15 protein-coding genes and 1 pseudogene are annotated in these 25,085 nt (G+C 57.7%); 8 read left to right on the top strand and 8 right to left on the bottom strand.

The features are described from left to right. Positions 1 to 76: 76 nt before the first annotated feature. Positions 77 to 1,255, top strand: coding sequence for a hypothetical protein (locus tag LXM55_RS03315; protein WP_233318538.1), 1,179 nt, complete (start codon positions 77 to 79; stop codon positions 1,253 to 1,255). Between the two features lie 235 nt (positions 1,256 to 1,490). Here the strand turns inward: LXM55_RS03315 and LXM55_RS03310 are convergent, their stop codons facing one another. Together LXM55_RS03310 and LXM55_RS03305 are read right to left on the bottom strand one after the other, a co-directional pair. Then, on the bottom strand, positions 1,491 to 6,950 hold the full coding sequence (locus tag LXM55_RS03310; protein WP_233318535.1) for a WGR domain-containing protein: 5,460 nt from the start codon (positions 6,948 to 6,950) through the stop codon (positions 1,491 to 1,493). Further along, the gene (locus LXM55_RS03305; protein WP_233318533.1) at positions 6,938 to 8,140 is read right to left on the bottom strand and encodes a M48 family metalloprotease; all 1,203 of its coding nucleotides are present in this window, start codon (positions 8,138 to 8,140) and stop codon (positions 6,938 to 6,940) included. Before LXM55_RS03305 ends, LXM55_RS03310 begins: the two co-directional genes overlap by 13 nt. A 302-nt stretch (positions 8,141 to 8,442) precedes the next feature. On the opposite strand from LXM55_RS03305, the gene LXM55_RS03300 reads away from it, so the two are divergent. Then, the gene (locus tag LXM55_RS03300; RefSeq protein ID WP_233318531.1) at positions 8,443 to 10,134 is read left to right on the top strand and encodes a SulP family inorganic anion transporter; all 1,692 of its coding nucleotides are present in this window, start codon (positions 8,443 to 8,445) and stop codon (positions 10,132 to 10,134) included. Positions 10,135 to 10,204: 70 nt separating this feature from the next. On the opposite strand, the gene LXM55_RS03295 is transcribed toward LXM55_RS03300, so the two are convergent. Continuing rightward, on the bottom strand, positions 10,205 to 10,864 hold the full coding sequence (locus LXM55_RS03295) for a hypothetical protein (protein WP_233318529.1): 660 nt from the start codon (positions 10,862 to 10,864) through the stop codon (positions 10,205 to 10,207). A gap of 339 nt (positions 10,865 to 11,203) precedes the next feature. Here LXM55_RS03295 and LXM55_RS03290 point away from each other — a divergent pair, with 339 nt between their 5' ends. Then, complete coding sequence (locus LXM55_RS03290; RefSeq protein WP_233318527.1) at positions 11,204 to 12,064, top strand: RNA ligase family protein; 861 nt, start codon at positions 11,204 to 11,206, stop codon at positions 12,062 to 12,064. A 14-nt stretch (positions 12,065 to 12,078) separates the two neighbouring features. After that, on the top strand, positions 12,079 to 13,224 hold the full coding sequence (locus tag LXM55_RS03285) for an AAA family ATPase (RefSeq protein ID WP_233318525.1): 1,146 nt from the start codon (positions 12,079 to 12,081) through the stop codon (positions 13,222 to 13,224). Between the two features lie 77 nt (positions 13,225 to 13,301). Here LXM55_RS03285 and LXM55_RS03280 read toward each other — a convergent pair whose 3' ends face one another. Beyond that, positions 13,302 to 14,255, bottom strand: a complete 954-nt coding sequence (locus LXM55_RS03280; RefSeq protein WP_233318523.1) for an SDR family NAD(P)-dependent oxidoreductase — start codon at positions 14,253 to 14,255, stop codon at positions 13,302 to 13,304. Between the two features lie 119 nt (positions 14,256 to 14,374). On the opposite strand from LXM55_RS03280, the gene LXM55_RS03275 reads away from it, so the two are divergent. Both LXM55_RS03275 and LXM55_RS03270 read left to right on the top strand, forming a co-directional pair. After that, positions 14,375 to 15,295 (top strand): AraC family transcriptional regulator, encoded by a 921-nt coding sequence (locus LXM55_RS03275; protein WP_233318521.1) that lies wholly within the window; start codon positions 14,375 to 14,377, stop codon positions 15,293 to 15,295. A gap of 1,529 nt (positions 15,296 to 16,824) precedes the next feature. Next, on the top strand, positions 16,825 to 18,159 hold the full coding sequence (locus tag LXM55_RS03270; RefSeq protein ID WP_233318519.1) for a tyrosine-type recombinase/integrase: 1,335 nt from the start codon (positions 16,825 to 16,827) through the stop codon (positions 18,157 to 18,159). Between the two features lie 178 nt (positions 18,160 to 18,337). On the opposite strand, the gene LXM55_RS03265 is transcribed toward LXM55_RS03270, so the two are convergent. From LXM55_RS03265 to LXM55_RS32495, 3 genes and pseudogenes are all read right to left on the bottom strand, one after another. Then, on the bottom strand, positions 18,338 to 20,767 hold the full coding sequence (locus LXM55_RS03265; protein WP_233318517.1) for a UvrD-helicase domain-containing protein: 2,430 nt from the start codon (positions 20,765 to 20,767) through the stop codon (positions 18,338 to 18,340). Between the two features lie 201 nt (positions 20,768 to 20,968). Further along, positions 20,969 to 21,226 (bottom strand): hypothetical protein, encoded by a 258-nt coding sequence (locus tag LXM55_RS32500; protein ID WP_233318516.1) that lies wholly within the window; start codon positions 21,224 to 21,226, stop codon positions 20,969 to 20,971. A 198-nt stretch (positions 21,227 to 21,424) separates the two neighbouring features. Further along, a pseudogene (locus LXM55_RS32495) lies at positions 21,425 to 21,754 on the bottom strand (IS3 family transposase); the annotation flags it as partial. A gap of 346 nt (positions 21,755 to 22,100) precedes the next feature. Between LXM55_RS32495 and LXM55_RS03250 the strand changes: the two are divergent. Continuing rightward, positions 22,101 to 22,310: a hypothetical protein gene (locus tag LXM55_RS03250; RefSeq protein WP_233318514.1), complete on the top strand. Its 210-nt coding sequence runs from the start codon at positions 22,101 to 22,103 to the stop codon at positions 22,308 to 22,310. Between the two features lie 22 nt (positions 22,311 to 22,332). Continuing rightward, entirely contained in the window at positions 22,333 to 23,754 is a 1,422-nt protein-coding gene (locus LXM55_RS03245) for a radical SAM/SPASM domain-containing protein (RefSeq protein ID WP_233318512.1), read from the top strand. Between the two features lie 580 nt (positions 23,755 to 24,334). Here the strand turns inward: LXM55_RS03245 and LXM55_RS03240 are convergent. Then, entirely contained in the window at positions 24,335 to 25,015 is a 681-nt protein-coding gene (locus LXM55_RS03240) for a hypothetical protein (protein ID WP_233318510.1), read from the bottom strand. Between the last annotated feature and the right edge of the window lie 70 nt (positions 25,016 to 25,085).

Genomic DNA, 25,085 nt, shown 5'->3' with positions numbered 1-25,085 from the left:
ACTGTTACCACCTGCGTGGCTCTGTCAGAGCGATTTTTACATACCCCTCGGAAGCGAGAGGCACCAAGGAGTTTTAATGCGTGTGGCTGACTCAGGACTGCAACGCCCCGTCGTCAGAAGCGGTTTTTTAGGTAAGCTATTCTGCCTCTGTTTCCTGCTGGCCCCGATTCTAGCAAACCTGAACGGGGTCGGAAAATTCTCCATCGGCGACCTGGCAGTTTTCTTCTGCTTGCTCATTGGAGTCTTGTCACTGCGCAAGATCGATATTTTCTGCTTGCTCGGTCTGTTTTCGATCATTGCCCAGTCCTGCGTCTCTATATTCTTTTATATGAGTCACTATCCGGATGGTATTTTCATCCTGGCTAGGATGGCATTGTACATATCGTCTTTTTTCATTTTCCTGGCGTTATGCCGACGGCCTGACTTTTCCGCCCCCCTGATCAGCGGCTATCTGAGGCTCTCGATAATTTTCTCGGTCCTGCTGATCGTTCAAGTTGTGGCTTATCACCTGTTCGGAGTGGTTTTCGCCTATATCGATACGCCGCTGGATATCCAGCCGAACTCGGTACTGGGATTGGATATCGCTACCCAGGGTTTCCGCAGCGGTGGTTTGTTCAAGGAGCCAAGTTACTTTGCGACTTTCGTTGCGCCTGCAGTGATCTATACGGCGGCCTGCAAGCGCTACTGGCTGTGGGGGCTGTTCAGCGCGGCAATCGTGCTATCGACATCCTCCCTGGGTTTCATCTTTATCGCGCTGTCGCTGATACGTTTTCTCAGCCCGCGCAGTTTAGTAATTCTCCTGCCAATCGGACTGGTCTTCGCTAGTTTGGTTCTGTCTGGAGTGGTTCCGATTCTGCCCGACCGGGTCATGGAAACCCTGGAGGGCGGGGGCAGTTTGTCCATTCGCGTGGTAGAACCGTTCACTCGGGTGTTCATAGGTAGTGAAAACCTCTTCTTTCCGAGCTACGAGGCGTTGAAGGATTTGGCCGACCCGAAAATCGCCGCGGGAATCTGGTTCAACTCTTTTACCTACTCAGTAGTGGTCTACGGGATTCTCGTGCTGATTCCTCTGTTACTGATGTTCTTGGCCATCGGAGTGACCTGCGTGCCGCTGGCGATAATCCTTTTGGTTACGGCTAATGGTTTGACGAACCCTTACTTTGTGGTTTCCATCGTATCCCTGAGCGTGCTTATGCTGAGCCTGAAGCCACAATGTAGTAAATACCCGGTGTCCGGCTCCCACGAAGCATTCTGAAATATGCTTGGGATGATATTCCGTCTGCAGACTACCCTGTTGAGAGCGTTTGACAGGTTGGCGCGCATGCTGGAAGCCAACAACGTTGTGGTGTCGGAAGCGGCGCTGGGTTTATTGAGGAGGCATGGGCCTGCCTGGTCGCGGCCAAGTCGTCTGTCGAGACCGCCGCCAGCAACGCGGGCGGTGCCTGGGCCGCCCGACGGCGCCCAGGTTGACCGCCCTGACCGGCTTGGACTCAGCCGCTGGTGATTGAAGGCGCCTGTTCCTGATAGCCCTTGCGCAGTTTCTCCGCGATCAGCTTTTGCGCTTCGCGCGAGGCGCGTTCGGGGCTGTCCAGGGACTTGATCAGGGTCTGGCCCTTGGTGCCGATGCGGCCGAAATTCACCATCACTTCCGCGTCCGTGACGCCGATACGCCAGAATTTGTTGGAGTTGCCTTCGCCAAAGGTGAACTCGCGCATCAAGGGCAGGGCCTCGGTGCTGGGCGGCGCTTCAACTTCAACGGTTTGCGCTTCAACTGGTTCTGGCGGTTCAGGTTCTGGCAGCAGCGGCGCTTCTTCACCCCGTAGCAGTGCTTCGATGCGGTTCAGCACGTCTTCCGGGGCGCGCAGCCAGTCATGGCTGAGCACGTCGATGATCTTCCAGCCGAAACTGCGCAGCACGGTCGGGCGGAAGATGTATCGCTCACGCACATTGGCCGCGGCAGCCGTGTCACCGTCCAGCAGCACACCGAGGCTGAACTGTTCGCCATTGGCATCACTGATCGCCAGGTCGCAGCGGAACTGCGAGCGTCCGACGTATTCCTGGACCGTATGCCCGCGCTTGCGCAGCGCGGCGGCGAGGGCCGCGCGCAGGCTGTCCCTGGGCAGGCTGACGGCAAAGGACTGCTTGGCGCCCGGGTTGAGGTTGGCCAGAATTCCCTGGGAGCGCGGTGCGTCCCCGCTGGCGCTGGCCTGGGCGAACTGCAGGAACGCGCGCAGCGCCGCGGCGCCGTCGTTGTGGGTGTTGGTGATGGCTTGCGCTTCGATGCTGGAGACGATGGCCATGCGCTTGCGCGCGCGGCTGAAGATCACATTCAGGCGTTTTTCTCCGCCGCGCTGGTTGATCGGGCCGAAATTCATCAGCATCTTGCCGTTCGGCCCCGGCGCATAGCAGATGCTCAGGATGATCACATCGCGTTCATCACCCTGGACGTTCTCCAGGTTCTTGACGAACAGGCCATTGAACTGCCCGGCGTCTTCACGTACGTACTCATGCTCAAGGCGCGTGGCAAACGCCGAGTCGCTGGCGGCCAAGTCTTCCAGGGCCTGCTCGATGGCGCCTTGCTGGGCTTCGGAGAAGGCCACGATGCCCAGGCTCAGCCCGGTTTCGCGTTGCAGCAGTTCACGCACCAGGTGGGCGATGTAGCGCGCTTCGGCCAGGTTGCTGCGGCTTAGGTAGACGCCATCGCTCATCTTCAAGAAGCTGATCGGGCTATCGAGCAGCGTGTCGGCGCCCAGCGTTACCGCCTGGGCATCGGTGGACTCCAGGGCGGCATGGGCCGGGGCAGGGCGCTCGATACGACGGTCGGGGATGGTAATCAGCCGCCCTTCATAGAACGCCGCGTTGGAGAAGCTGATCAACGCCTCATGGCGGCTGCGGTAGTGCCAGGCCAGCAGGGTCGCCGGCAAATTGCGCGCGGCCTGGCTCAGCAGGCTGTCGGCATCGAGGTTGATTGCAATCTGTTCGCCGTCTTCCATGGCGATCAGTTCGTTATCGTCCTGGTCGCCGGCACTGGAAAAGAAGTTGGTCGGTGGCAACTGCATCTCGTCACCCACCACGATCACCTGCTGCGCACGGCTCAAGGCCGGCACGGCTTCTTCGCTGGGGATCTGGCTGGCTTCGTCGAAAATCACCACGTCGAACAGGTCCGGGGTCAGTGGCAGGGTGTCCGATACCGACAGCGGGCTCATCAGCCAGATCGGCTTGAGGTCGTTGATCACCCGGCCACTGTCGCCGCTGGCCATTTCGCGGATGGAGCGATAGCGCATGGTCTTGCCCAGCTCATGCTCCAGTTCGCGACGGCCCTTGGCATAGACCTTCTTGAACTCACGGGCCTGGGCGTCCAACTGGGTCACCGACATGGCCGACTGCTTCACATGCTGCAGAAAGCGCTGGTGCAGGGTGGCGCTGAGCACATGGGCGTTGTGCTTGAGCAGGCTGCTTTCGGCCTGGCTGACCTGATGGGCCGCCAGGCTCAAGGCCGGGCCGTCGAAGCGGGCCAGTGACGGGTTGGCGCGATACAGGCGGGTCAGGTTTTCCTGGGCGATCAAGGCATCCAGCGCACGCTGCGGCAGGGCGTGTTGTTGCACCGCCAACAGGCAGACGGAGTCGGCTTGGTGCAGCTCATTGAGTAGGGGCAGGGTGTCAGGCAGCTCGTCGAGTTCTTCGCGCAGGTCGCGCAGGTATTCGGCCAACTGGCCCAGGCTCGGCGCCGTTTCGAACACACAGTGTTGCGCCAGCAGCTCGCTCAGGCGCGCCACGGGCTGGCGCAGGCTGGCTTCCCGGGTTACGCCGGGCAGGGCGTCCGGCTGGCCGCGCAGGCTTTCGAGCCATTGGCGCAACAAGGCCGAGGCGCTCAATTGCTGGAGCAGGGCCTGCAGGTTCTGCACGAACCGGTCGATGTCCTGGACGCCGTAGCGACCTTGCAGGCGTTGCTGCTCGGCTTGCAGTTCGGCGGTGGCGCGGTGTTCGCCGGCCAGGTTGTCGAGCACGCTGCGGTAGCTGGGGCGGATGGCGTGCTGGCTGAAGTCGTAGCGCCGTTGCAATTCGCCGCGCAGCCGCCACCAGGACGGTTGCAGCCAACGCAGCGGCGAGGCTTCCAGCCGTTGCGCCAGGTCCTGGGCGGCCTGGGTGTCCTGGGGCGCGAGCTTGTCGCGCCAATGGCGGGTGGCTTCACGGGCGTTGTGCTGTTGCACGGTCAGCGTCTGTAACGCCGCCTGTTCGGCGTGCAGTGCCTGGGAGCCCGTTGAGCCGGGCTCCAGCAGGTCCAGATGCGACCCCAGGTTGGCGCTGGTCATCTGTTCGGCCGCCTGAGTCAGTACCTGCGCGTCCGTCAGGCCGGTGTCGCTGGACAACAGGCTCGAGGAGGATTCAAGGAACGACTCGACGCTGTCCATCAGTGCGCTGGCTTCATCCAGGAATGCCTTGAGCTGGCCATAGGCATGTTCGTGGGTGACCAGGCTTGCGCCCAGGTGGCTGAAAGGGTGACGGGCAAAACTGTCGAGGCCAAAGCGCTCATGGACGGCCTGATACAAGCGCCCGGTCAGCTCACTCTGGGCCTGCCAGTGGCGCCATTCGGGCAAGCGCTCCAGGGCTTCGGGGGGCAGCTGTGCGGCGGCTGGCAGCTCGATCAGCTGGCGTACCAGCTCACGCACGGAGCAGGCCAGGGGCTCCGGCACCCCGGCCATGGCCTGTTCAAAACGCTCGATCAGGCCCAACTGCTGGCTCAGGGTGGCGAGCGCGGCGTCGCGTCGGGCTTGCAACTGCGGCGTCTGGTCATCGCCGGCAATCCAGCGTTCATAACACTCGCGCAGATTGCCCACGAAGGCTTTCTTGTCGGTCTGGGAGTCGTGAATCAGGCAGCACAATTCGCCCAGCTCACTCTGTTGCAGGCGATGGAAAACCACATCCAGCGCCGCGCGCTTCTCGCAGACAAACAGCACCCGCAGGCCGCGCCCGGCGTAGTCGGCGATCAGGTTGGTGATGGTCTGGGATTTGCCGGTGCCCGGCGGCCCCTGAATGATGAAGTTGCGCCCGGTGCGAGCCAGGCTGACGGCGGCATTCTGTGTCGCGTCGCCGGCCACCACGTTCCATTGCTCGGGCAACGGGATCGGGTCCGGGGCCTGGACGTCGACGTCCCGCGGCTCGATGGAGAACATCCGGTCAAACGCCTGGTTCTGGGCCGGTTCGTCGATCAGCTGCGCGTAGTCGCGTACCAGCGACATCTTGCGATAGTTGAAGTTGGCCAGGGTCACCTGGGTCAGGTCGATGTCCCAGGCGTAGCGATGCCCCTGATTCTCGGGCATGGCGAACGTGCTGTTTTCGTTGCTGCTGGCAACCATTTGCGGATGCTGGGTGCGCAGCGAGGGTTTGGCGCCGATCGCGAGGCGCAGCGGCAGCTCGCTGGGCAGCACCCTTTGCTGGAACAGTTGCAGGCCCAGTGGGCGGTATTCTTCGCGGTCGTAGCTGAAATCCGGTTTCACCAGGGGCATGACCGAGCGCTGCCGGGCCCGGCGACGCTGGAAGTGGTGCAGATGCTGCACCGCCTTCTGGTGGATCAGCTCGATTTGCGGTTTGCTTTGCAGGCGCAGTTCGACGCCGGGCTCGGTCAGCTTGATCTGTCGGGCAATCTCGGCGTGGATGTGTTCCACGGAGGTATTCTGCAGATCGACGGTTTCCGGCAATTGAATGTCGTAGAGCTGGCGCAACTGGTGACGCAGCACCGGGTTGAATTCGGCCTCGGTTTCATCGCACTGCAGCATGAACTGGTCGCGCACGCCCTTTTTGCGGCTCAGCTCCACGGGCAGCCACAGCAGCGGGGTGACGATGCGTTCCTCCGGCGTGTCCTTGAGGTTGTGCCAATGCATGAAGGCCACCACCAGGCGCAGGTTGCTGAAGCCGAACTCGGCGCGATCGCGACGGGTTTCCTGGATCAGGCGTTCCAGCGACGCCTGCAGCCAGGTCTGGTCTTCAAAGCGCAGCCATTGCTGCAGGCCAACGGGCTTGCCGCTAAGTACCTGCTCGGAGAAACCGCCGAAGCTCGGCTGCCAGGTGCACAACGCTTCGGGGCGGATGCTTTCAATGCGCATCACCAGCGGCACGCTGGCCACGGTCAAGTTGACGCTGGCCTGGGTCGGGCGGAAGTACAGCAGGCGATTGCGCCGCGACAGGTCGAACAGCCGGTTGCGCAGATGCTCCAGCACCACGGTGCGCCGCGACGCCGGACCTTCGGCCTGGGCCAGCACCCGCTCGACATCCAGGCTGGCCGGCTGCTCGCGCCAGGACTCCAGGCGCCGCGCCAGCGAGCCAACATCGGTGGCGCGCTCATGGCGGTTAAGCTCGGTCATTTCGACAATCACATTGGCCAGCACCGGGTTGAGCCGGCCATTGAGCTGGAACAGGTTGCGCCGGTGCGCAGCGAACGACTTGAGGTCGTTGATGTCGGCAAAATCCAGGCCGCAGGCCAGGCACGCCAGCAATTGGCCGAGCTGGAAGATATCGCTGATTTCGTCGTGATGGCCGAGCCGATGTTCCCAACTGTGCAAGTCCGTCAGGAACACCGGGTGGTCGATGGCCTGGTGCGGGTCTTCCTGGACTTGCAGGTCGGTGATGGCCACGCCGGTTTCCGAGTCTCGGGTCAGGCGGACCTTGCCGACGATATTCAGCGCCGACTCTGGATTGGGCTGCACCTGCTTGATCGCCTCCAGTGCCAGGCGCGGCGACTGGCCCTCGGGGTGGCGCAGTTGCAGGGTGCGTTCCGGCCCTAGCACCACATCCAGGTAACTGAGCTGGGCGACATGCCCCAGTTCATGCAGTTGCGCCACCTGACGCAGCAGCGGCAGGGCCAGGAACAGCACATCGTCGATGGGCACGGCGGCGCCATCGTGGCTCTGCAGCAATTGGGCGAAGTTCAGCGGTTGAGTTATTGGGTCCATGTGTCGACCTCCGCCTTGAGCGCACGAACGATGGGGTCGAGCTCACGTTTGGGGAATTTGATATCGCGCTTGAGCACGTTGATGAAGTCGTCGGCGCTGCCGAGCTGCTTCGCCGTGCGCGCGGCATGCAGCAGGGCTTCATCCCGCAGGTCGCGGTCGACCAGGCACAGGTCGAGCATGATGAAGTGCAGGTATTCGTGGATGCTCGCGTCGATGCGCTCAGGCTTCAGCGTGCCGAGATCCAGCGGTGTTTCCTGGGCTTTCCAGTCGGGAAAGAAGCCGCGCACCTGATTGAGCACCGCCTCGGACTGCAACACCGCGTTGCCGATAAAACGGGCGATAAAGCCGCGGGTGAGGGCGGTCAACTCGATCTGGTCGGTCACGTCCAGGCGGTTGAGCGACAAGGGCCCGCGCAAACGGCGGTGCAGCCAGTCGTCGGTCTCTGGGAGCTGCCGCCACCAGCTTTCCACCGCTTGGGAGCGCAGAAACGTCTCCGGGTGGGAAACGCCCTGGGACAGCGGCGCGTCCTTGCCGTCCAGTTCACGGGCCTGCTGCAGATAGCTGGCGGCATCGACGCTGAGAATCCCGGTGTGGACCTTGACCAGCGAGGTGATGGAGGCTTCCGGGCTGCCCGCCGCCAGCGCCGCCCCGCGATCGGCGTAGATTTCGGTGTGCAGGCTGTATAGACGCGCGGTCTGTTCCAGGCTGGGAGGCGTGTACACGTCGGCCATTGCGTGATTGAGAATCCGCTCGGCGGTGAGGTAGTCACCCTCGTCCTCCGACCACAAGCGGTAATGAGCCAGTTCGTGCCCCAGCAACGCCAGCAGCTCCTGGGCGTCGAGCCGTTCAAGGATCGGCCCGTAGAACACCACATGCACTTCACCGGCCAGGTAATACAGGCTGGCGTTCATGCTGCCATCGCCGGCCTGGTAGAGGGTCGCGGGGGCCTGGATCTGCAAGCGCTGCAACGCCGTCTCACAGGCCTGATAGGCCTGCGGGTGAGTCTCCGGGCTCAGGCGATAGGTGTCTCGCAGCAGTTGCGCGCGCACATCCTGGGCGTGTTCCTGCTGAACGCCCAGGGACGAGGCCCAGGCCCACACCGCAGGTTCACTGGTTTTCAGGTAATCGACCACCTGCTGGTGGTAGGGCAATGGCGTGAGGCTGGTGATGTCCAGCGCGGGGGTACTCATCGTTCAAACGTCCTTGAGGATACGGCTCCATGAGCGGTGCCTTGGCAGCAGAGGCTTGGCAACAGAGGCTTGGGCTGGCATCCCGGTGTCAGTGATCGGCAATATGCGCGGAGCATACCTAGGGGTTGGGGAAATTACTTGTGAAAGTACAGAACCCCCGCGATCGACGCAAAAGCTGCTCCAGCTCATGGCGATCAGTGGCTCGATTCGCTTGAATACGCGCCCCCGCGTCGCCTGGCTAAACAAGAGGGCCGCCAGAACGCGGCCCAAAAACAGAACGCACTACTTCGAAAGGACTCGGCATGTCGTTATCCCGCTGCCTATCTGGCCTGTCCAACTTGTTGCACTACCGCCGCGAATGGTTTCGCGCCGACCTGCGGGCCGGGTTGTCCGTGGCGGCTATCCAGATCCCGATTGCCATCGCCTATGCGCAGATTGTCGGCCTGCCGCCGCAGTACGGGTTGTACGCCTGTGTGCTGCCGATGATCGTCTATGCCTTGATCGGCAGCTCGCGGCAGCTGATGGTCGGCCCCGATGCCGCCACTTGCGCCATGCTCGGCGGGGCCGTGGCGCCTTTGGCCATGGGCGATCTGCAGCGTACCGTCGAATTGTCGATGATTGTCACGGTGCTGGTGGGCCTGATGCTGATCGCCGCCGGGATCGCCCGGGCGGGTTTTATCGCCAGCTTCTTCTCGCGGCCGATCCTCATCGGCTACCTCAACGGCATCGGTCTGAGCCTGATCGCCGGGCAGATGGGCAAGGTGGTGGGCTTCAAGATCGAAGGCGATGGCTTCATTCTGGGGCTGGCGGATTTCCTCCAGCGCCTGGGGGAAATCCATGGCCTGACCCTGGCCATCGGCCTGGCCAGCCTGGGCCTCTTGATCTGGCTGCCGCGACGCTACCCGCGGCTGCCGGCAGCGCTGCTGACGGTGGCGCTGTTCACCTTGCTGGCCGGGTTATTCGGCTTCGACCGCTTTGGGGTGGCGATCCTCGGCCATGTGCCGGCGGGGATTCCCGAGTTGTCCTGGCCCAAGACCACCCTGGAGGAAAGCAAGAGCCTGCTGCGCGACGCGCTGGGTATCGCCACCGTGAGTTTCTGCAGCGCCATGCTCACTGCCCGCAGTTTCGCCGCGCGCCATGGCTACGCAATCAACGCCAACCATGAGTTCATCGCCCTGGGCCTGAGCAACCTGGCCGCCGGCGCCTCCCAGGGCTTTGCCATCAGCGGCGCGGATTCGCGTACCGCGGTCAATGACATGGCCGGAGGCAAGAGCCAGCTGGTGGGCATCATCGCCGCGCTGGCGATCGCGCTGATTCTGCTGTTTTTCACCGCGCCCATGGCGTGGATTCCGCAACCGGCCCTGGGCGCGGTGCTGTTGATGGCGGGCTGGGGCTTGCTCGACGTCAAGTCCCTGAAGCAAATCTACCGGCTCAGCCGCTTCGAGTTCTGGCTGTGCCTGCTGACCACCGTCAGCGTGCTGGGCCTGGGCGTGCTGCCGGGCATCATGTTCGCCGTGACCCTGGCCATCCTGCGCCTGCTGTACAGCATCTACCAACCCACCGACGCGGTGCTGGGCTGGATGCCGGGCATCGAAGGCCAGGTGGATATCAGGCAGTACCCGCAAGCGCAGACTGTTCCCGGCCTGGTGGTGTATCGCTTCGACGACGCGATCCTGTTCTTCAACGCCGACTACTTCAAGATGCGCCTGCTCGACACCGTGCAGCGCGAGAGCGAAGCCGAGGTGGTGCTGTTCGACGCCGAGGCGGTGACCGATATCGATGTCAGCGGCATCGCGGTGCTGCGGGAAATCCGCGAGACCCTGGCCGCCCAAGGCATCTACTTTGCGATCGCCCGTGCCCGCGGCACTTTCCTGGCGATGCTGGAGCGCTCGGGAATGACTCGGGAAACGGACAGCCAGTTGCTGTTCGGTTCGGTGCGCTCGGGGATCAGGACCTACCGCATATGGCGCAACAGCATGCGCGGCAAGCCATGAGGCGAGGGCGGGGCCGGCAGGGAGCGGCCCTGCCGGCGCTTGATCGAAGCTCAGCGGAGCCGGCATGGCATCACTGGGTGATGGTCATGCTGCTGGTGGCCTGGACCGAGCCGTAGCGGATGCGCGGATAAGTCGGATCGGCGTAGCTGAAATCCATCACCGTGCCGACGGAACCGAAGTACAGGGCCTGGCAACTGAAGTTCACCGCCACCTGGCCGCCGTAAGGGGTGACCCCGATGGCGACCTGGGTCGGCCCGGTCCATTCGATCTTGCAGCCCAGCGTGCCGCCCGCTGCGCCGGCATTGTATCCGCGGCAGTTCAAGGTGGCGTTGCCGTTGCTGGTATTGGGCAAGCCGGCCCATTTGGCGATGGCCAGGTTGGCCGAACAGGAGGTGTTGACGCTGCTGGCTCCCGGGGCGAGCTTGTAGACCCCGGACGGTGGCGCAAGCGTTGCCGTGACAGGCGTCAGTGGCAGCGCGGCAAGGCTCGATGCCGCCTGGTTTTCCACCACCGTGGTGGGGGACGGCGGGAGCTTGCACACCACCACGGCGCCGACGTCGTCAGACTTCTTCAGCTCACCCAGCGCGGTGATGTCGGCGCCGCCCTTCGACTCGCAGAAGAGCTTGCGCAACTGGGCTTTTTCTTCGTGATCAGCCGTGGACGAGGCCTGGGCCAAAGGGGCAAGGGCCAGGCCGATGACGCCAGCCATCAGCACGCTTGAAAGTTTCATGATCGATTCCTTATCGAGGTTATGACGTGCAGCACCCTATGAGCAGCAGGCGGTTTTTTTCATGACAAAAGCTCGGGTGTTGCGCGCAAACAGGGCCGCTGGAGCTTTACCGTCCCGGGGCTTGACCTGATGCCGCTATCTGCTGTTGAATGCGCGCCCTGAAGCCTCTGCAACCTTTTCTCCAAGTGGTGAAGCCAGTGCCCTACGCCAGCCAACACGCCTGATACCGACGACGGTCCATCCTGCCTGATGGCTGCCCGCGCCTGCGCGCGGCGGCGCTTCATTGCCATGCCTGCCTGATCCTGTCGTTGGTTTTTCTCTATTTTCGAGGACAAACCCATGCACATGGACACTCGTGCCACCGCGCACAACCTGGAACTGCTCAAATACCCCCGCACGCCCCACCTGCAAGGCTCGCGCCTGCAGGAGGGCGACACTGACACTGGCCAGGTGCGCTATGCCGCCCTGGCCGGGCAGTGGCTGGTGGTGGAAGAAAAACTCGATGGCGCCAACGCCGGCATCAGCTTTACCGCCGGCGGTGAGTTGCGCCTGCAGTCCCGGGGGCACTACCTCACCGGCGGCGGTCGCGAACGCCAGTTCAATCTGTTCAAGCAGTGGGCCTCGGCCCACGAGCACTGGTTGCTGGAGCGCCTGGAAGATCGCTTCGTGCTGTATGGCGAATGGCTGCACAAGAAGCACTCGGTGTTCTACGACCGCTTGCCACATTACTTCTGCGAGTTCGATGTGTGGGACCGCGCCACAGGGCTGTTTCTTTCCACCGCGGCGCGCCGCTGCCTGCTCGAGGGTGGGCCGGTGCTGTCGGTGCCGGTGCTGTACGAAGGCCCGGCGCCGCGTCGGCACGCCGAGCTGATGGCGCTGGTTAACGATTCACTGGCCAAGAGCGAGCGCTGGCGCGAGGTGTTCGAACAGGTGGTGCGCCGCGAAGGCCTCGACCTGGCCCGGGCCTGGCGCCAGTGCGACCGTTCCAGCCGCATGGAAGGCCTGTACCTGAAGCTCGAGGACGAGCAGCAGACCCTCGGGCGGCTCAAGTGGGTACGCCAGGACTTCGTTCAGGCCATCCTCGATGCCGACCAGCATCATGCCAACCAACCCTTCATCCCCAATCAACTGGCCGACGGCGTCGACCTCTATGCGCCGCGCCTGTCCATGGACTGGCAGGGCCCACGCCACGGCTACTGAAGGAGCCTTCCGATATGGATTTTCGACAACTGCAACAACTGGTTCCCGAGCCGGGGCGCGAGATGGACGCCGCCGCCTGCCTGGCGGCCATTCCGGCCCTGACGCGCCTGGCCGACACACCGCAAGACCCGACCTACCACGCCGAGGGTGATGTGTGGATTCACACCCGCCGGGTGGTCGAAGCCTTGCTGGCGCAAACCGCCTACCAGCAGGCCAGCGTCGAGCAGCGCTTTGTGCTGTTTTTCGCCGCCCTGTTGCACGACATCGCCAAACCCGACACCACGGTGATCGACCCGGATACCGGGCGTATTGGCCAGCCAGGCCACTCGCGCCGGGGTGCGGTGGATGCGCGGTTGCTGTTGTGGCGCGCCGGCGTGCCTTTCGAGCTGCGCGAGCAGATCTGCCGCATCATCGCCGTGCACCAGGTGCCATTCTTCGCCCTGCAAGGGGATCGCAGCGGCCGCAGCGCTGAATTCCTGTTGCACAAACTGTCCTGGGAACTGCCGCTGTGGATGCTCTGTGCCGTGGCCGAAGCCGATATGCAGGGCCGCGATTACGTCGGCAAGGCCGATGTGCTGAGCGACATCGAACTGTGGCGTGAACTGGCGGAGGAGGAGGGCTGCCTGCACGGGCCGCGAGCCTTTGTCGACGACTACACGCGCATCCAGTACCTGCGTGGCGCCCGGGTACACCCCGACTACCCGTTGCACGCGCCGCAAGGTTCGTCGGTGGTGATGCTCTCGGGCCTGCCGGCTAGCGGCAAGGACACCTGGACCGCACAGCATTACCCGGACCTGCCGGTGGTGTCGTTCGACGACGCGCGCCAGGCCCTGGGCCTGCGCCACGGACAGAACGAGGGCGCCGCTGCGCACTATGCCATCGACCGGGCCAAGGCCTTGTTGCGCGAACACAAACCCTTTGTGTGGAACTCGACGCACCTGTCGGCGCAGATGCGCAACCGCACCCTGGACTTGCTCTACGGTTATGGCGCGCAGGTGGAGATTCTTTACCTGGAGCGCCCCGAGGACGAGATCATGCGGCGCAACCAGAAGCGCGACACCTCACTGCGCAACGATGATATCCGCCGCATGCTGTTCAAGTGGGAAGTGCCGCTGCCGACCGAGGCACACCGGGTTGTCTATCAGGCCGTGACGGGGTGAGCGGCTGTTATCGAGTCGCAAGGCGAGGAGGGACGAAGACACCGTCCCTCCGTGGCGCAGGCTTAACCTGGCTTGCGTTAAAACGCATCAATCCCTGTCAGTTGCGCTGATAGCGCCCACAGGCGTTCTGCTTGATCAGGGTCGGCAGCATGAGGCCGGACACCGACGAAGGAGGGTGGCTCGCTTGCGTCCAGCGAAGCGATTTCGCAATCCTCGCAATACACGCCCCCCATGCCATTGAGTCGTGGCGATGTCGCGGCCCAGACTTGAGTGGCGGCACCTTGCTGTGGGGTCTTGAACGTCGGATCGGCAAGCTGGCCGTTGCCATCCAACCAGCCGGCGGCAATCATTTCATCTTGCGTGAGGTGGCGCTGCAGAGGGGTGAGAATCTTTCCGGGGTGGAGGGAAAAGGCCCGAACGCCGTCGCCTTGACCCAGCCGATCAAGGTGAACCGCAAACAACGCGTTGGCGGTCTTCGACTGCCCGTACGCCAGCCACTTATCGTACCCGTGCGTGAATTGCACATCGCCCCAGCGGATGCCGGACTGGTGGTGACCCGCCGATGACACCATGACCACCCGGGCGCCGCCCTTGAGCGCGGGCCATAGCAGGTTCACCAGGGCATGGTGTCCGAGATGGTTGGTCGCGAACTGCGCCTCCCAGCCGGGCCCGACACGGGTCTGCGGGCACGCCATGATGCCCGCGCTACCGATCAGGATGTCGAGGTGCCGGCCGCTGGCCAGAAAGCGCTGCGTGAAGTCACGCACGCTGGCCAGCTCGGAGAGATCCAGGCGCTGGATCTCCACATTGGCAAGGCCGCTTGTGTTGACTCGTGCCGACTCAACATCGCGCGCCGCGACAATGACATGCGCCCCCGCACCTGTCAGCGCCCGTGTCGTCTCCAGTCCCAGGCCGGAATGCCCTCCGGTCACGATGGCGGTAGCGTGGGAGAGATCGAGCCCTTCGAGTACTTCAAGTGCAGTGGTTTGCGCTCCGAACCCTGACTGGATGGGCGACTGTTGGCTGGCCATGGCGTGTCCTCGCGATATGACGGGAAGGAGGGCAAATCCCTCGGCCAGCATTGTCCAGGCTAGAATTGGGACTGTGAATGCAACAACGTCCAATTGTCTGTCGAGATCGTCCAGTCCTTATGGATCCTTTGTCTGAAGCCTTATCCGTTCTCAACACCCATAGTTCCTCCTTTGCGGGCCTCATGGCAGGCGGAGACTGGGCCATCGACTTCCCGGCCCCCGACGGCATCAAGTTCAATGCCATCCTGGAGGGCGCATGCTGGCTGAAGGTGGAGGGCGTGGAGCAACCGATCCAGTTGAACGTCGGTGATTGCTTTCTCTTGTCACGCAAGCGGGCGTTTTCACTGCTCAGCGACATGGCATTGCCCGCGATCCATTCGGATACGATTTACCAGCAGGCCACGCACGGCATCGCGCGTTGCGGCACCGCTGACACATTTTTCCTGATTGGGGGGCGTTTTGACTTTGGTGATGAGGCCCAGCTTCTTTTTAGCGGATTGCCACCGGTCGCCGTCATCAGAAGCGGTTCGGACCAAGCGTCCGTGTTGAACTGGGCCCTGCAACGGATCGCCCATGAGCTCACGAATCCGTCTCTGGGCCATTCGATTGTTGCTCAGCACCTGGGCCACATCATGCTGGTGCAGGTGCTACGTATCTACTTGACCCAAGAAGGTCATGGCTCACCCAGTTGGTTGCTGGCGATATCCGACCCGCGCATCAGGCTGACCATTCAGGCCATCCACGCCGACCCCGCACGCGCCTGGACAGTGGAGAGCCTCGCCCAAATTGCCGGTGTTTCCCGCTCGACCTTTGCCTTGCGGTTCAAGCAAAAGGCTGGTTTCACACCGCTGGAATATGTCTCGCGTTGGCGCATGCAACTGGCCAAGAGACTGTTGAAAACCAACCAGGGCACCATCTCGTCGATCGCGCAGAAGCTTGGGTATGACTCCGACAGTGCTTTCAGCCACGCCTTCAAGCGCCTCATGATGTGTTCACCTCGTGAATACAGAGAGCGTGAGGGCAGGGATCGGAACGGCTGATCTTTGTGAGCGTTGATGGTTTTGTAGTGTGGTAGGTGTGGCGTCTGTGGATTCCAATTATGAGCAAGCCGGTTCAGATAGCGATCGGCGTGTCGTGCATCCATGATTTAACATAATATACATTATGCGTAATTATACAGTGCGCCACCAAGGTCAGTGCAGGCCGGATTTGAAGCTCCGGCCTGCTGGTTTGCATGGACATCACACAGGAGAAAAAACCAGCCTGGCTAACCCCGGTGTGGCCTTCCCTTAAAAATGACGCTTTGGGTGGCGCCCAGCGTTTCCACCCTAAAAGCCTTGCTGGCCGGGCCTTTCCGAGCAATCAACACCCTCATAAATCTCCATTTCAGCGTTTTTTAATTTTGGCGGCATAGGTCATAACCCATGGTTTGGCCATTTTATGTAGGCTCGAAACGCTGTATGCGGCTTCAGAAGGCCTCCATGCGTCCTGATAAGCGCCCATTTCGAACGGTTTCGTTCAGTGCAACAAAGCCTCAGGATGCGAGACCATTTTTTAAAAATGGTTGAATCCTTTAAAAATGACCACGCCCGTAGCCCAATGAATATGGTGGTTTGCGATTTTCTGAGCCCTGAAGCGCTCGAAACACTTACGCATAGCTCCAATAATCGTTCAGCGTCAGATCGTTCCAGTCTCATCCGGCAGTGCGATGATCCACAAAGACCGAATATCAAGAAGCCACACCAAGGTGATCTAAACCTTGCCTGTGCCGTGAAGGCAAAGCCTGGTTGAGTACTAACACCGTCGGCGTACGTAGCGTGGATAGGCGTTGGAGCGAGCGATCAATATGTCAGTTCATAGGAGATTGAAGTGCATAGAACAGCGTTAAATACGCGGGGGCAGACTAACTAAAAGTGGCTTCAAGACTGAAGCTTCGAAGAAGCTTCATTATAAAACACCAACTACTTTAGATTTCAAGAGTCTTTTTTATGGACTGACAACTGGTTGTGCCCAAGAGGCATGCGTGCGCACTGAAAGTATTAATTTTTAAAAATGACCGAAACTTTTAAAAATGATCAATCCCGCAAAACATGGTGATTCACTGCCGTACCCCCGAATTTAGTGGCGATACAACTTCCAACTTTTAAAAGTAACCGAATCTTTTAAAAGTGCCCCCTAGGTCACGGCCTGCGTGAAGTCCTGCCGCCTATATAAAGCAGCAGTGGCGCCTCTCAAAATATGGGCAGTTCCAGCATGAAGCCCTCGCAGCTTGGGGCTGCCCAGCCGTCTCTAATTCAGCTCCGGCCAAAACTCTCAATATATAACTAAAGCATCTTTACTTTCTAGGCTGTCAGCAAATATTTGCATAACAATACTTGCAAAGCCAAGCTTAGTATGTATAACCTAGATGACATCGATCAAATTGTTAGGGCTAGGTATGAGTGATTCATCCAGGGAGACGGACGTGCTCGCCTCGAAGAAAAAGACACAACCACCCTGCCCTGACTTCCAATTACTTCCATTACTGGAAGTCTCTTATCACCGCCAAGTCACCCGGTAATACACCAAAATGTCTACGCAACCAATGCCTATTTTTGAGACTTACGAGATCTTCATTGATACGGACTTTAGTTTGCGCTATTCCAGTATGGTTTGTGTTCGTGACTATATTGATAACTTCCCACCCTCAGTTGAGGCCCATAAGGGTTACCTCGCCGCGCGAGATTTTCTTCGAGCGTTTTCAGACAACAGCCTGACATTTACTTCATATAGGACGCATGTCGAGCGCTTGCTTTTGTGGGCACTCATCATAAAGAAAACGCCGTTCTCACAGCTCAAGCGCCAAGATGCTGAAGACTACCTGGAGTTTTGTCGCAATCCGCCTGCTGAGTGGATTGGCACCATTGTGCGTGGTCGTTTCGTCACCAGTGACCATACTGAGTCGACGTGGGGTGATCCGGTCATCCCGAACCCAAAATGGAGACCATTCAGCCTGAAACGTGCGAAAGATTCTTCGGGCGAACTGAAAGCGGCTCCAAACAATTACGCCCGGGATCCCGAGCTTGGCATGGCTCAAGATGTCGCGATGCAATACAAGGCCTCGCCCAGCACCCTCAACCAGATTTACACAATCTGCAGCCGTTTCTTTGAGTACATGGTCGAGGACGGTACGGTCGCAGCTAACCCGTTCAGGATGATCAAGAAGAAAAGTCTCAGCCGTGGCACCCCTCAAGATGAAGGGACAAGCCGTGCTCTGACTCCTCTGCAATGGGACTACGTACTGGAGACTGCTGAGCAAATGGCGCTTGAGGAGCCCAAACGGCATGAGCGCACCCTTTTCATTGTGGCGACCCTTTTCGCGATGTACCTTCGTGTGTCCGACATCGTCGGCAGACCAAACTGGAGCCCAGTCATGGGAGACTTCCGACGAGATCCGGAGGGCAACTGGTGGTATCACGTAATCGGCAAAGGCAACAAAGCCGGGAAGGTTGCCGTCAGGGACGAGTACATCTCTAAATACCTGACGCGCTACCGTCGGTTTATTGGGCTGCCTGCACTGCCTGGTTGGAATGATCAGACGCCCCTGCTCATGACCATCCGAGGTCGTTCAGGGTTGTCGGGGCGACAGGTACGCGCCCTCCTCCAATCAGTATTCGATAACGCTCTGGCTCGAATGCGCGATGAGCAGCGCGAAGAGCATGAGATGAACAGTCTGCGAGCGGCCTCTGCACACTGGCTCAGACACACCTCTGCGACGTTTGACGCCCCGCTGCGAAGTCCAAAAGATTTGCAGATGGACTTGCGCCATAGCAGCCTCAGCACCACTCAGAACGTTTACTACCACTCGCATGACCAGGAGCGAAGCCTTTCAGTGCGTGGTGTGGGTATGCGTGACAGGGGTTGAGAGCCGCAGATGACTGCTGAGGAGATTTCAGAGTGACTACGGCGTTCTGAGCCGCCAAGCTGGAATCACTAATGCCGAGCAACAGGTAAGGCATGGGGCGTCCAGCGCCACCTCTTGCTGCTCAGCTAGGGCGAAAGCTCGGGTGCGGAATCACCGACAGAAAAACTTTAACAGTGCCCTATTGGCGAAAATCTTCAAAAAATGGGTGTGAAGTATCAACGCGCTCAGAGGCTTTTGGTAAGCCGTTCCCCCCAGTAGCGTTTTCTTCCATAAACCAATAACAGTAGAGTTTGGCACGAGTGATTGCTACGTATGCCAAGCGCATGACTTCGTCGCCTTGAGCGTCATCGTATGCGAGCGCTTCCCCGTTCATAGACAGATCCGCCTGCACGTAGGCTTGGTTACGATAGTCTGACAGCGTGAGCTGTTCACAATCGCCGACTAGAAAAACCACATCCGCTTCTAATCCTTTGGATCCGTGGTAGGTCATAAGGCGTATGTTGTCAGGCTTTTTGTCTCGTTTCGCTTTGTTGAGAATGCCGTTGAGTTTTGTGGTGAGCGCACTCTTAGTGCTTCTGGAGCGCGTCAGCACCATGATCTCGTGCCCTTGATTGTAGTGACGTTCGACCAATTCCAACAGGCGATCATCGTCTCGCTTCCATAGCTGTACGGGGTTTAGAACGTTTTTTATAACTGGATGTGCAGCGATGCCCGTTTTATCTTTTGGAGCTTCTGGAGACGTCCTCGCCGTTTTGACAATGCTCTCGGCTGCATCGATGATCATTTGTTGGGATCGAAAATTATCCTTAAGCAGTAGATGCCGCGTTCTCGGAGATGGAAAATACTTCTCAAATTTTTGGAAAAACTTGGGGGAGCTGCCTCTCCAGCCATAGATACTCTGCCAGTCATCTCCTACAGCCATGAGTGAGGGAAAGACTTTCCCATAGGATGTGTGAAGCGCTGCTCGACGCTTTCTCAACTCACTGAAGACCCCTTGCAACCATGAGATAGTGTTCGCCCCACAATCCTGGAACTCATCTACCAATGTCACCGTTTGAGCCATCAGAGCATTGAGAGGTACCTTGCTGAAATTTTCCTCACTAGCCCTGCCGAACAACGCGAACATGCTATTGAAAGTCATGCTCTTAGGAGTTTGAACACTCAAAAAGCGCTCGAATTCTGGCCAGTAAATAGCCAGGGCCATGAAAAATTTCTTATCCACGTCAGTCGAGCTGAATTGCATTTTCGTCACTGAGCCAGGCACGTCCAAGCCTAGGTTTTCCAGGAACGACGCAGTGGAGTGAAATGCCTGCATCAACGGAGACGCACTTATCTCTCCTTTAACTTTATAGCTAAAGCCAGGGCCGGATGAGACTCTGCCAAGCAACACCTCTAAGGTGGCTTTGCTCTGCTCATAGTTTGTCAGATAAAGCACTTTGCCCTTAAAGTAGAGTTGGAAAAATATTTTCCTTAGGCTCGCAGCTTGGGATAAAGGGCGATCTTCCGATTCAAGCTTTATTTCTTTGGAATGTTCCCGCGCATCCAAGCCCAGTACGACATATGTATCGAGCTCCTTAATGTAACCATCGGCATAAAACCTATGTCCACCCAAGCTAACCTCAGTAAGGCTAGCGTCGACACCTGGTATGGGCCAGCTACCTGACTTCCGCCACAATCCACCTACAATATTGCAGACCTCTTCATCGCGTTTTGATATATGGCGTATCGAGGAGATCCTTTTTTGATGCTCAGGATCATTAGGATTTAGTTCGTCCCCGATTGAGATTTGGTGGGTCGCTAGTTCGATAATCAGATCGCGAAATTGTCTATTGCTTTCATAAAGTTTTGCGAAGCATTGGTTCATCAGCGCCAGTTGCCGTGCATGCAGCTTGACGTTCAGCAGATTTTCAGGCTCTTCATCGTCATCTCCGCCTGCTTTTTCAGACAAAAACTCAAAGGGCTTAACGCCCACAAAAGTCGGCGACCATTTAAAGAAGTCCAAAATTCGCGAGTGAAATGTTCTGACGAGTGCCATGCCCTCCTCTTGTGATACTTTAATTTCCCATTCGGAGAAAACTTTTTGAAGCTTTTTTATGAAGTCAAATCTGGAATCCCTAGTGAAAGTGACAACAGTAATCTTTTGCAGCGGTACGCCCAAGTAATGATGGATGACGAGAAGGCGTAACACCATGGTCGTCGATTTTCCACTTCCCGCTCCTGCTACGATACATGTTGATGGGGCAGTCGATAAAATCATGTCCCATTGAACTGGCGTTGGTTGCTGGTGTTCAGGCAATAATTTCTCGACGTCAGCTTTGATCGTGTTGGCTAACGTCTTCGATATGGGGAAGACAAAATTCTCAAAAAGGTTTGTGTCGAGCCCGGGCGTAGCCACTTCAGCAGGCGGAAATTTAAGAACAAGCTTGGCCTCGTTCACGCCGTGAGCATGGCCTGCGTTCCAGGAAACTCGGTCATGAGCGCGAACTGCCTTGAGCATGAGTCCCGCCAGTATTTGAACGATCCCGCCTACCCAACCGTCCGCACGATCTGGCCCTGAGGGAGCAACATTTTTTGATTTCACGCCATTGATCTGTTCTTGAGAACCCACTCTCTACCAGCCTTTTTTCCGATGTCTTGGATGTCAGGGGACAACTGTACCCGCGCTAGGCAGCGGATCTTACCAGCACACCGAGCTTTGCTCAGGCCCATATGCGAGCAGCACCGCACTCAGGCTGATGCAATGTGCAGAATTTGCACAATGCACATATCGTGTTCCGCGACGAAGCGCTAGAGGTAATGGTGAAGTAGATCAGACCACCTCTGTCACGGAGGCTTCGTCCTTGGCTCCAGATTCCGGCACCGCACCCAAGTCAAAGCTCGTCTGCTCTTGAGTCGCGAGAACCTTGTGAAGAATCGCGCCGGTCTTGAGGTTGCCATATCGATCTTCCAAGGTCTCCCGCAGACGCATCAGACGTAAATTGGCCGTGCCGACCAAGGTGCCGTAGGTGGTGGCGCGCACCTGCCCATACTTATGGTGCTCATCGCCAACGGTCTTCGTGGTGGCCACTCCTGCCGCAATCGACTGCCCCACTACCCATGCCGTTATGAAAGGCGAACCATTTACATACCCTGAGCTCGCGATGTCCTGGACGTACTCGTCGGCCTGGTTGACTTCTTTACGATTGAGTTTGAACCCACCTTTCTTAAGTTCAATCAGAAGGATGTTTTACATTTGGGCGAGCGAAGCGTCGTGCGGGTTGAACTGCTCGATCACAATCGCCACATAGTGCCAGCGGCCTTGAGCCCAGATATAGGTGATGTCACCGCACCAGACCTTATTCGGTTTCTCTACAGTGAACTCCCGATCCAGCACGTTCGGGATATCTGGCCGTTCCACTGTCGCCTTTTTATAGGCATGTGAGCCGGGCTGCTTGCTGACCAGTTTCATCTCGCTCATCAGCTTGCGTACCTTGAATCGCCCAATCTCTATGCCGTCCTCTCGCATCATGAACATGATGCTTCGGCTGCCCGCTGCGCTGCGGCTTTGGGAGAACAGCTCGTTCACGCGACTACGCAAAACCATCCGCTCAACGTTCGGAGCAAGCACGAGGCCTGCGGCCTCGCATTTGAATTCAGCGGAAAAATGAACGACGTTGTTTGGTCATCAGACACCTCTATCTGGCGAGTATTCTCGCCTAAATGGGTGTCCGATTTCATTAGACCACTATATTACCTCTTTCAGTACGACCCAATTTGCCGACTCAACAGCACACCGTAATAACTTTTCCACGGGGGGAGCGTAAGAGTTATCTCCGACAATTCTAACCACCGATAGATAAGTGTTATTCCCGACGAGTGGCATCAAAAAACACATCTCTTTCTTTGACAGATTGATAGCCACGTCAAAACTATGGCTATCACTCACTCTAGGAGTTGCAAGCATGAGCTCTAATAACGAGACAGAAACCGAATTAAAGTTGGCTTTGAAAAAGCTTGCATCAATGACAACAGAAGAGGAAAAAATGGCGGCCCTTGAGGCTTTTCAAAGAATCGGGGCCAAGTTAGATATTGAAAAACTTAAACTCGTAATCGCGTGTGGATGTGGCCCTAGCGGTGAGCGCGGTGTTGAAGACGGGCTATGCCCAACGTAGAACATAGTTCCCGGAGCCAACCATGGATAGACCAATAAATGGTCAAACTGCGTTAATAGATGATGCTTGGAAAAGCATTACAAACCCCAACAACATCCTAGTAATAAATAGAGACAAAAAACATTACATATACCACTCGCCGACCAATAGCATACTAGATCCAAACTCAAATGCAAGCAAATTACTTTTCAGAATAAGTTCAAACCTAGTTAATTTTCCATCAGATTTAAGCAAATCCGACATGGATAGTGTAAAGCAGTTAATTGCTCTTGAAGGAATCAACAGAATTCGCCTTGAAGACGCCAAATTACCAATCGCTTACCTCGCGATAAGCCCAACTTTAGGTTGCAATCTAAGATGCACCTATTGTTACAATTTTCAGGAGGGAGCTGAAGAAAAAATTCGTTCCACGCCTCAATTAGAGAAACCTGCGATTTCAAAGATTATTGCTACGTTAGGCGAGATGAATGTAAACAAAAAAGTTAACCTTGCTTTTATTGGAGGCGAACCTTTCCTCTATCCGCGACTTCTTGACAAGCTAGCTAGATTTGCCAGAAATAAAGCTAGGGAGCACGATAAGGAGCTTACGCTGCTGGTTACAACCAATGGACTGAGTCTTGGAAAAAAAACCGTCGCCAAGTCAATACTCCGTAACGACATCCGAGTTTCCATCAGCTTGGATGGCCCGCCTATCTGGCATGATCAAACTAGAAAACTGTTAAGCGGCAATGGAAGTTCCGGCGCGGTCATGGCCGGAATCGACGCCTTCTTCAAATATTATCCACACAACATTCGCGCCGCTCGTGCCACTTACAAACTGGAGCCTGGCCGATTACTAGCAACATATAAATTCTTGCGAGACACTGGCTTCAACGACATCTCAACTGGTTCTCACGAGTTTGAATCTGGCAGGGTGGATAGCTCAATACAACAGGAGCTTTTTTCCGAGATAGATTCTTTAGCCGCAGAAATTGAAACCGACTTTATCACAGGAAAAATTGTGCGCCACGCATGGTTCACTGAGGTTATATCCAACCTCTACTATGGCCGCGTTAAAGACGTAATATGTGGAGCAACTAGAAACCATGTCGCTTTCGACACCTATGGAAAAATGCAAGCCTGCCATCGTTATCTAGGGAACGAAGAGTATGAACTATCCGCTAACGACATCAACAACCCAGCCACCTCAAATTTAATTCATGAAATTAGGAGTCCTGGCAAAACCAAGCATTGTACCGATTGCTGGGCAAGGTCTCTTTGCGGCGGAGAGTGCTTTCATGTGGGCAAAGAAATAATGAAACAACAGGATAACGAAAACCGGCAGAGATTCTTATGTGACTATAAAAGAAAGAAATACGAAGCCGCAGTACAAATGTTTATTCGGCTCGCTGAGAATCATCCAGCAATTTTGGAGAGCGTAGTCAATCCTTTAGCTCGGCCATAGGACTATGGCCTAACGCAAGCTTGGTAAGTAAGGTGGACTATCAGGATTGAATAAGCTGCGAGCCGCTCAAAGTTAGGTCAAGGGCGAATGTAGTTCCTTTGACCGTCGTATCAACGTTGCTCTGGCCTAGGGCATCTTCCGATCCGTGGTAGTTATCCGCATCGGCGTCGTTCCGATGCCCGCCATACTTTTGCAGGCCAACATCAGCACTTCGATTAAAGTATGTGGTGGTCAGCTTGGACGACCAGCGTAGTGTGTGGGTTTCAGATTGAACAGGGTCAAGGGGGATAGCCTGCCGCTTAGTAAACAAGGGGCTCAGCATCTTCCGAGGCGTTACGGTCGGCGTCCAGAAGCAATGCGGCGCGATCGACCATGTCACGCGAAATACGGGTATACAGCACCCGCTCGCGACGTAGCTCTACCCATCCTTCAACGTCCTTCGCAGCCCTCACAGCCTGGAGCCATTTACGCACCAGCGGATGGGGATCAATCAACTTGTCCGGCACACTGAGTTTCTCTGGTTTGGGAATGCCAGGCGGCTTGGGCGCCGCCGGGGGAAGCGATCAATTGCGGAGATCTATTATAGCTGGAGCTGCTTCGCGGCCCATCGCCGGCACTGACAACAGCGCTTTGGATCAGTGTCCGTTTGGGGTCGAAAGCAGCCTAAGGCATCCCCGACAGCCGCGATCGTCGGTATGGAAATACCCTTCTGCACTATCGCACTCACGATTGCCTGATGCTGTTTCGCTCCTGCCGAGATCATCTGTACCCATTCATCACGAGTACGCTCTTCGCTCGTGAGTTGCTTGAGAAGCCCCTTCCGAGTGTTGGGCAACACTTTCTCGTCCGACGCTATGATGACATTGATCAGTTGAACGTCCGCCTTGAGAGCATCCTTGCAGGCTTTTTCAATATGACTATCCCACCTCGTGAGCCAAGCCGCGACATCGGCCTCAGCTAAACCCACGCCCGCAAGCGACTGTGCAAGCACACTGAACTTTGTCGTGACCCAATCACAGTTCAGAGGCCCAATTCGCCGCCCCTGAATGAGGTAAGCCAAATATCCGGCAACCGACTCACCCACTTGGGAGTCGGCAACCAATTGGAACAAGGCACCTGTGGTGAGCGATGCGTTCGCCAAAGCCCGGAAGACTGAATACTCGAACACATCATCCAAATCATCCAGCTTGGCGAGTGAATCGGCGTCGGCTTGGCGAATGAACGTAACCGCTGCCACCGCCTTAAATAAGCTGACTGGCATTGTTTGCCAGCAAGGTGGTAGCCTGGAGCATTATCAGGGGAATGCAATAATCATCGGTAGATGAATTCGC

This window comes from Pseudomonas sp. Au-Pse12 (assembly GCF_021341665.1).
Classification (GTDB): Bacteria; Pseudomonadota; Gammaproteobacteria; order Pseudomonadales; family Pseudomonadaceae; genus Aquipseudomonas.
The sequence above is the reverse complement of the archived record's forward strand: the minus strand, read 5'-3'. Positions and strand labels throughout refer to the sequence as shown.

Coding starts and splice junctions, on each gene's coding strand:
- LXM55_RS03275 (WP_233318521.1), top strand. CDS start 14,375: ATGGATCCTTTGTCTGAAGCCTTATCCGTTCTCAACACCCATAGTTCC.
- LXM55_RS03290 (WP_233318527.1), top strand. CDS start 11,204: ATGCACATGGACACTCGTGCCACCGCGCACAACCTGGAACTGCTCAAA.
- LXM55_RS03300 (WP_233318531.1), top strand. CDS start 8,443: ATGTCGTTATCCCGCTGCCTATCTGGCCTGTCCAACTTGTTGCACTAC.
- LXM55_RS03250 (WP_233318514.1), top strand. CDS start 22,101: ATGAGCTCTAATAACGAGACAGAAACCGAATTAAAGTTGGCTTTGAAA.
- LXM55_RS03245 (WP_233318512.1), top strand. CDS start 22,333: ATGGATAGACCAATAAATGGTCAAACTGCGTTAATAGATGATGCTTGG.
- LXM55_RS03285 (WP_233318525.1), top strand. CDS start 12,079: ATGGATTTTCGACAACTGCAACAACTGGTTCCCGAGCCGGGGCGCGAG.
- LXM55_RS03315 (WP_233318538.1), top strand. CDS start 77: ATGCGTGTGGCTGACTCAGGACTGCAACGCCCCGTCGTCAGAAGCGGT.
- LXM55_RS03295 (WP_233318529.1), bottom strand. CDS start 10,864: ATGAAACTTTCAAGCGTGCTGATGGCTGGCGTCATCGGCCTGGCCCTT.
- LXM55_RS03270 (WP_233318519.1), top strand. CDS start 16,825: ATGTCTACGCAACCAATGCCTATTTTTGAGACTTACGAGATCTTCATT.
- LXM55_RS03240 (WP_233318510.1), bottom strand. CDS start 25,015: ATGCCAGTCAGCTTATTTAAGGCGGTGGCAGCGGTTACGTTCATTCGC.
- LXM55_RS03310 (WP_233318535.1), bottom strand. CDS start 6,950: ATGGACCCAATAACTCAACCGCTGAACTTCGCCCAATTGCTGCAGAGC.
- LXM55_RS03280 (WP_233318523.1), bottom strand. CDS start 14,255: ATGGCCAGCCAACAGTCGCCCATCCAGTCAGGGTTCGGAGCGCAAACC.
- LXM55_RS03305 (WP_233318533.1), bottom strand. CDS start 8,140: ATGAGTACCCCCGCGCTGGACATCACCAGCCTCACGCCATTGCCCTAC.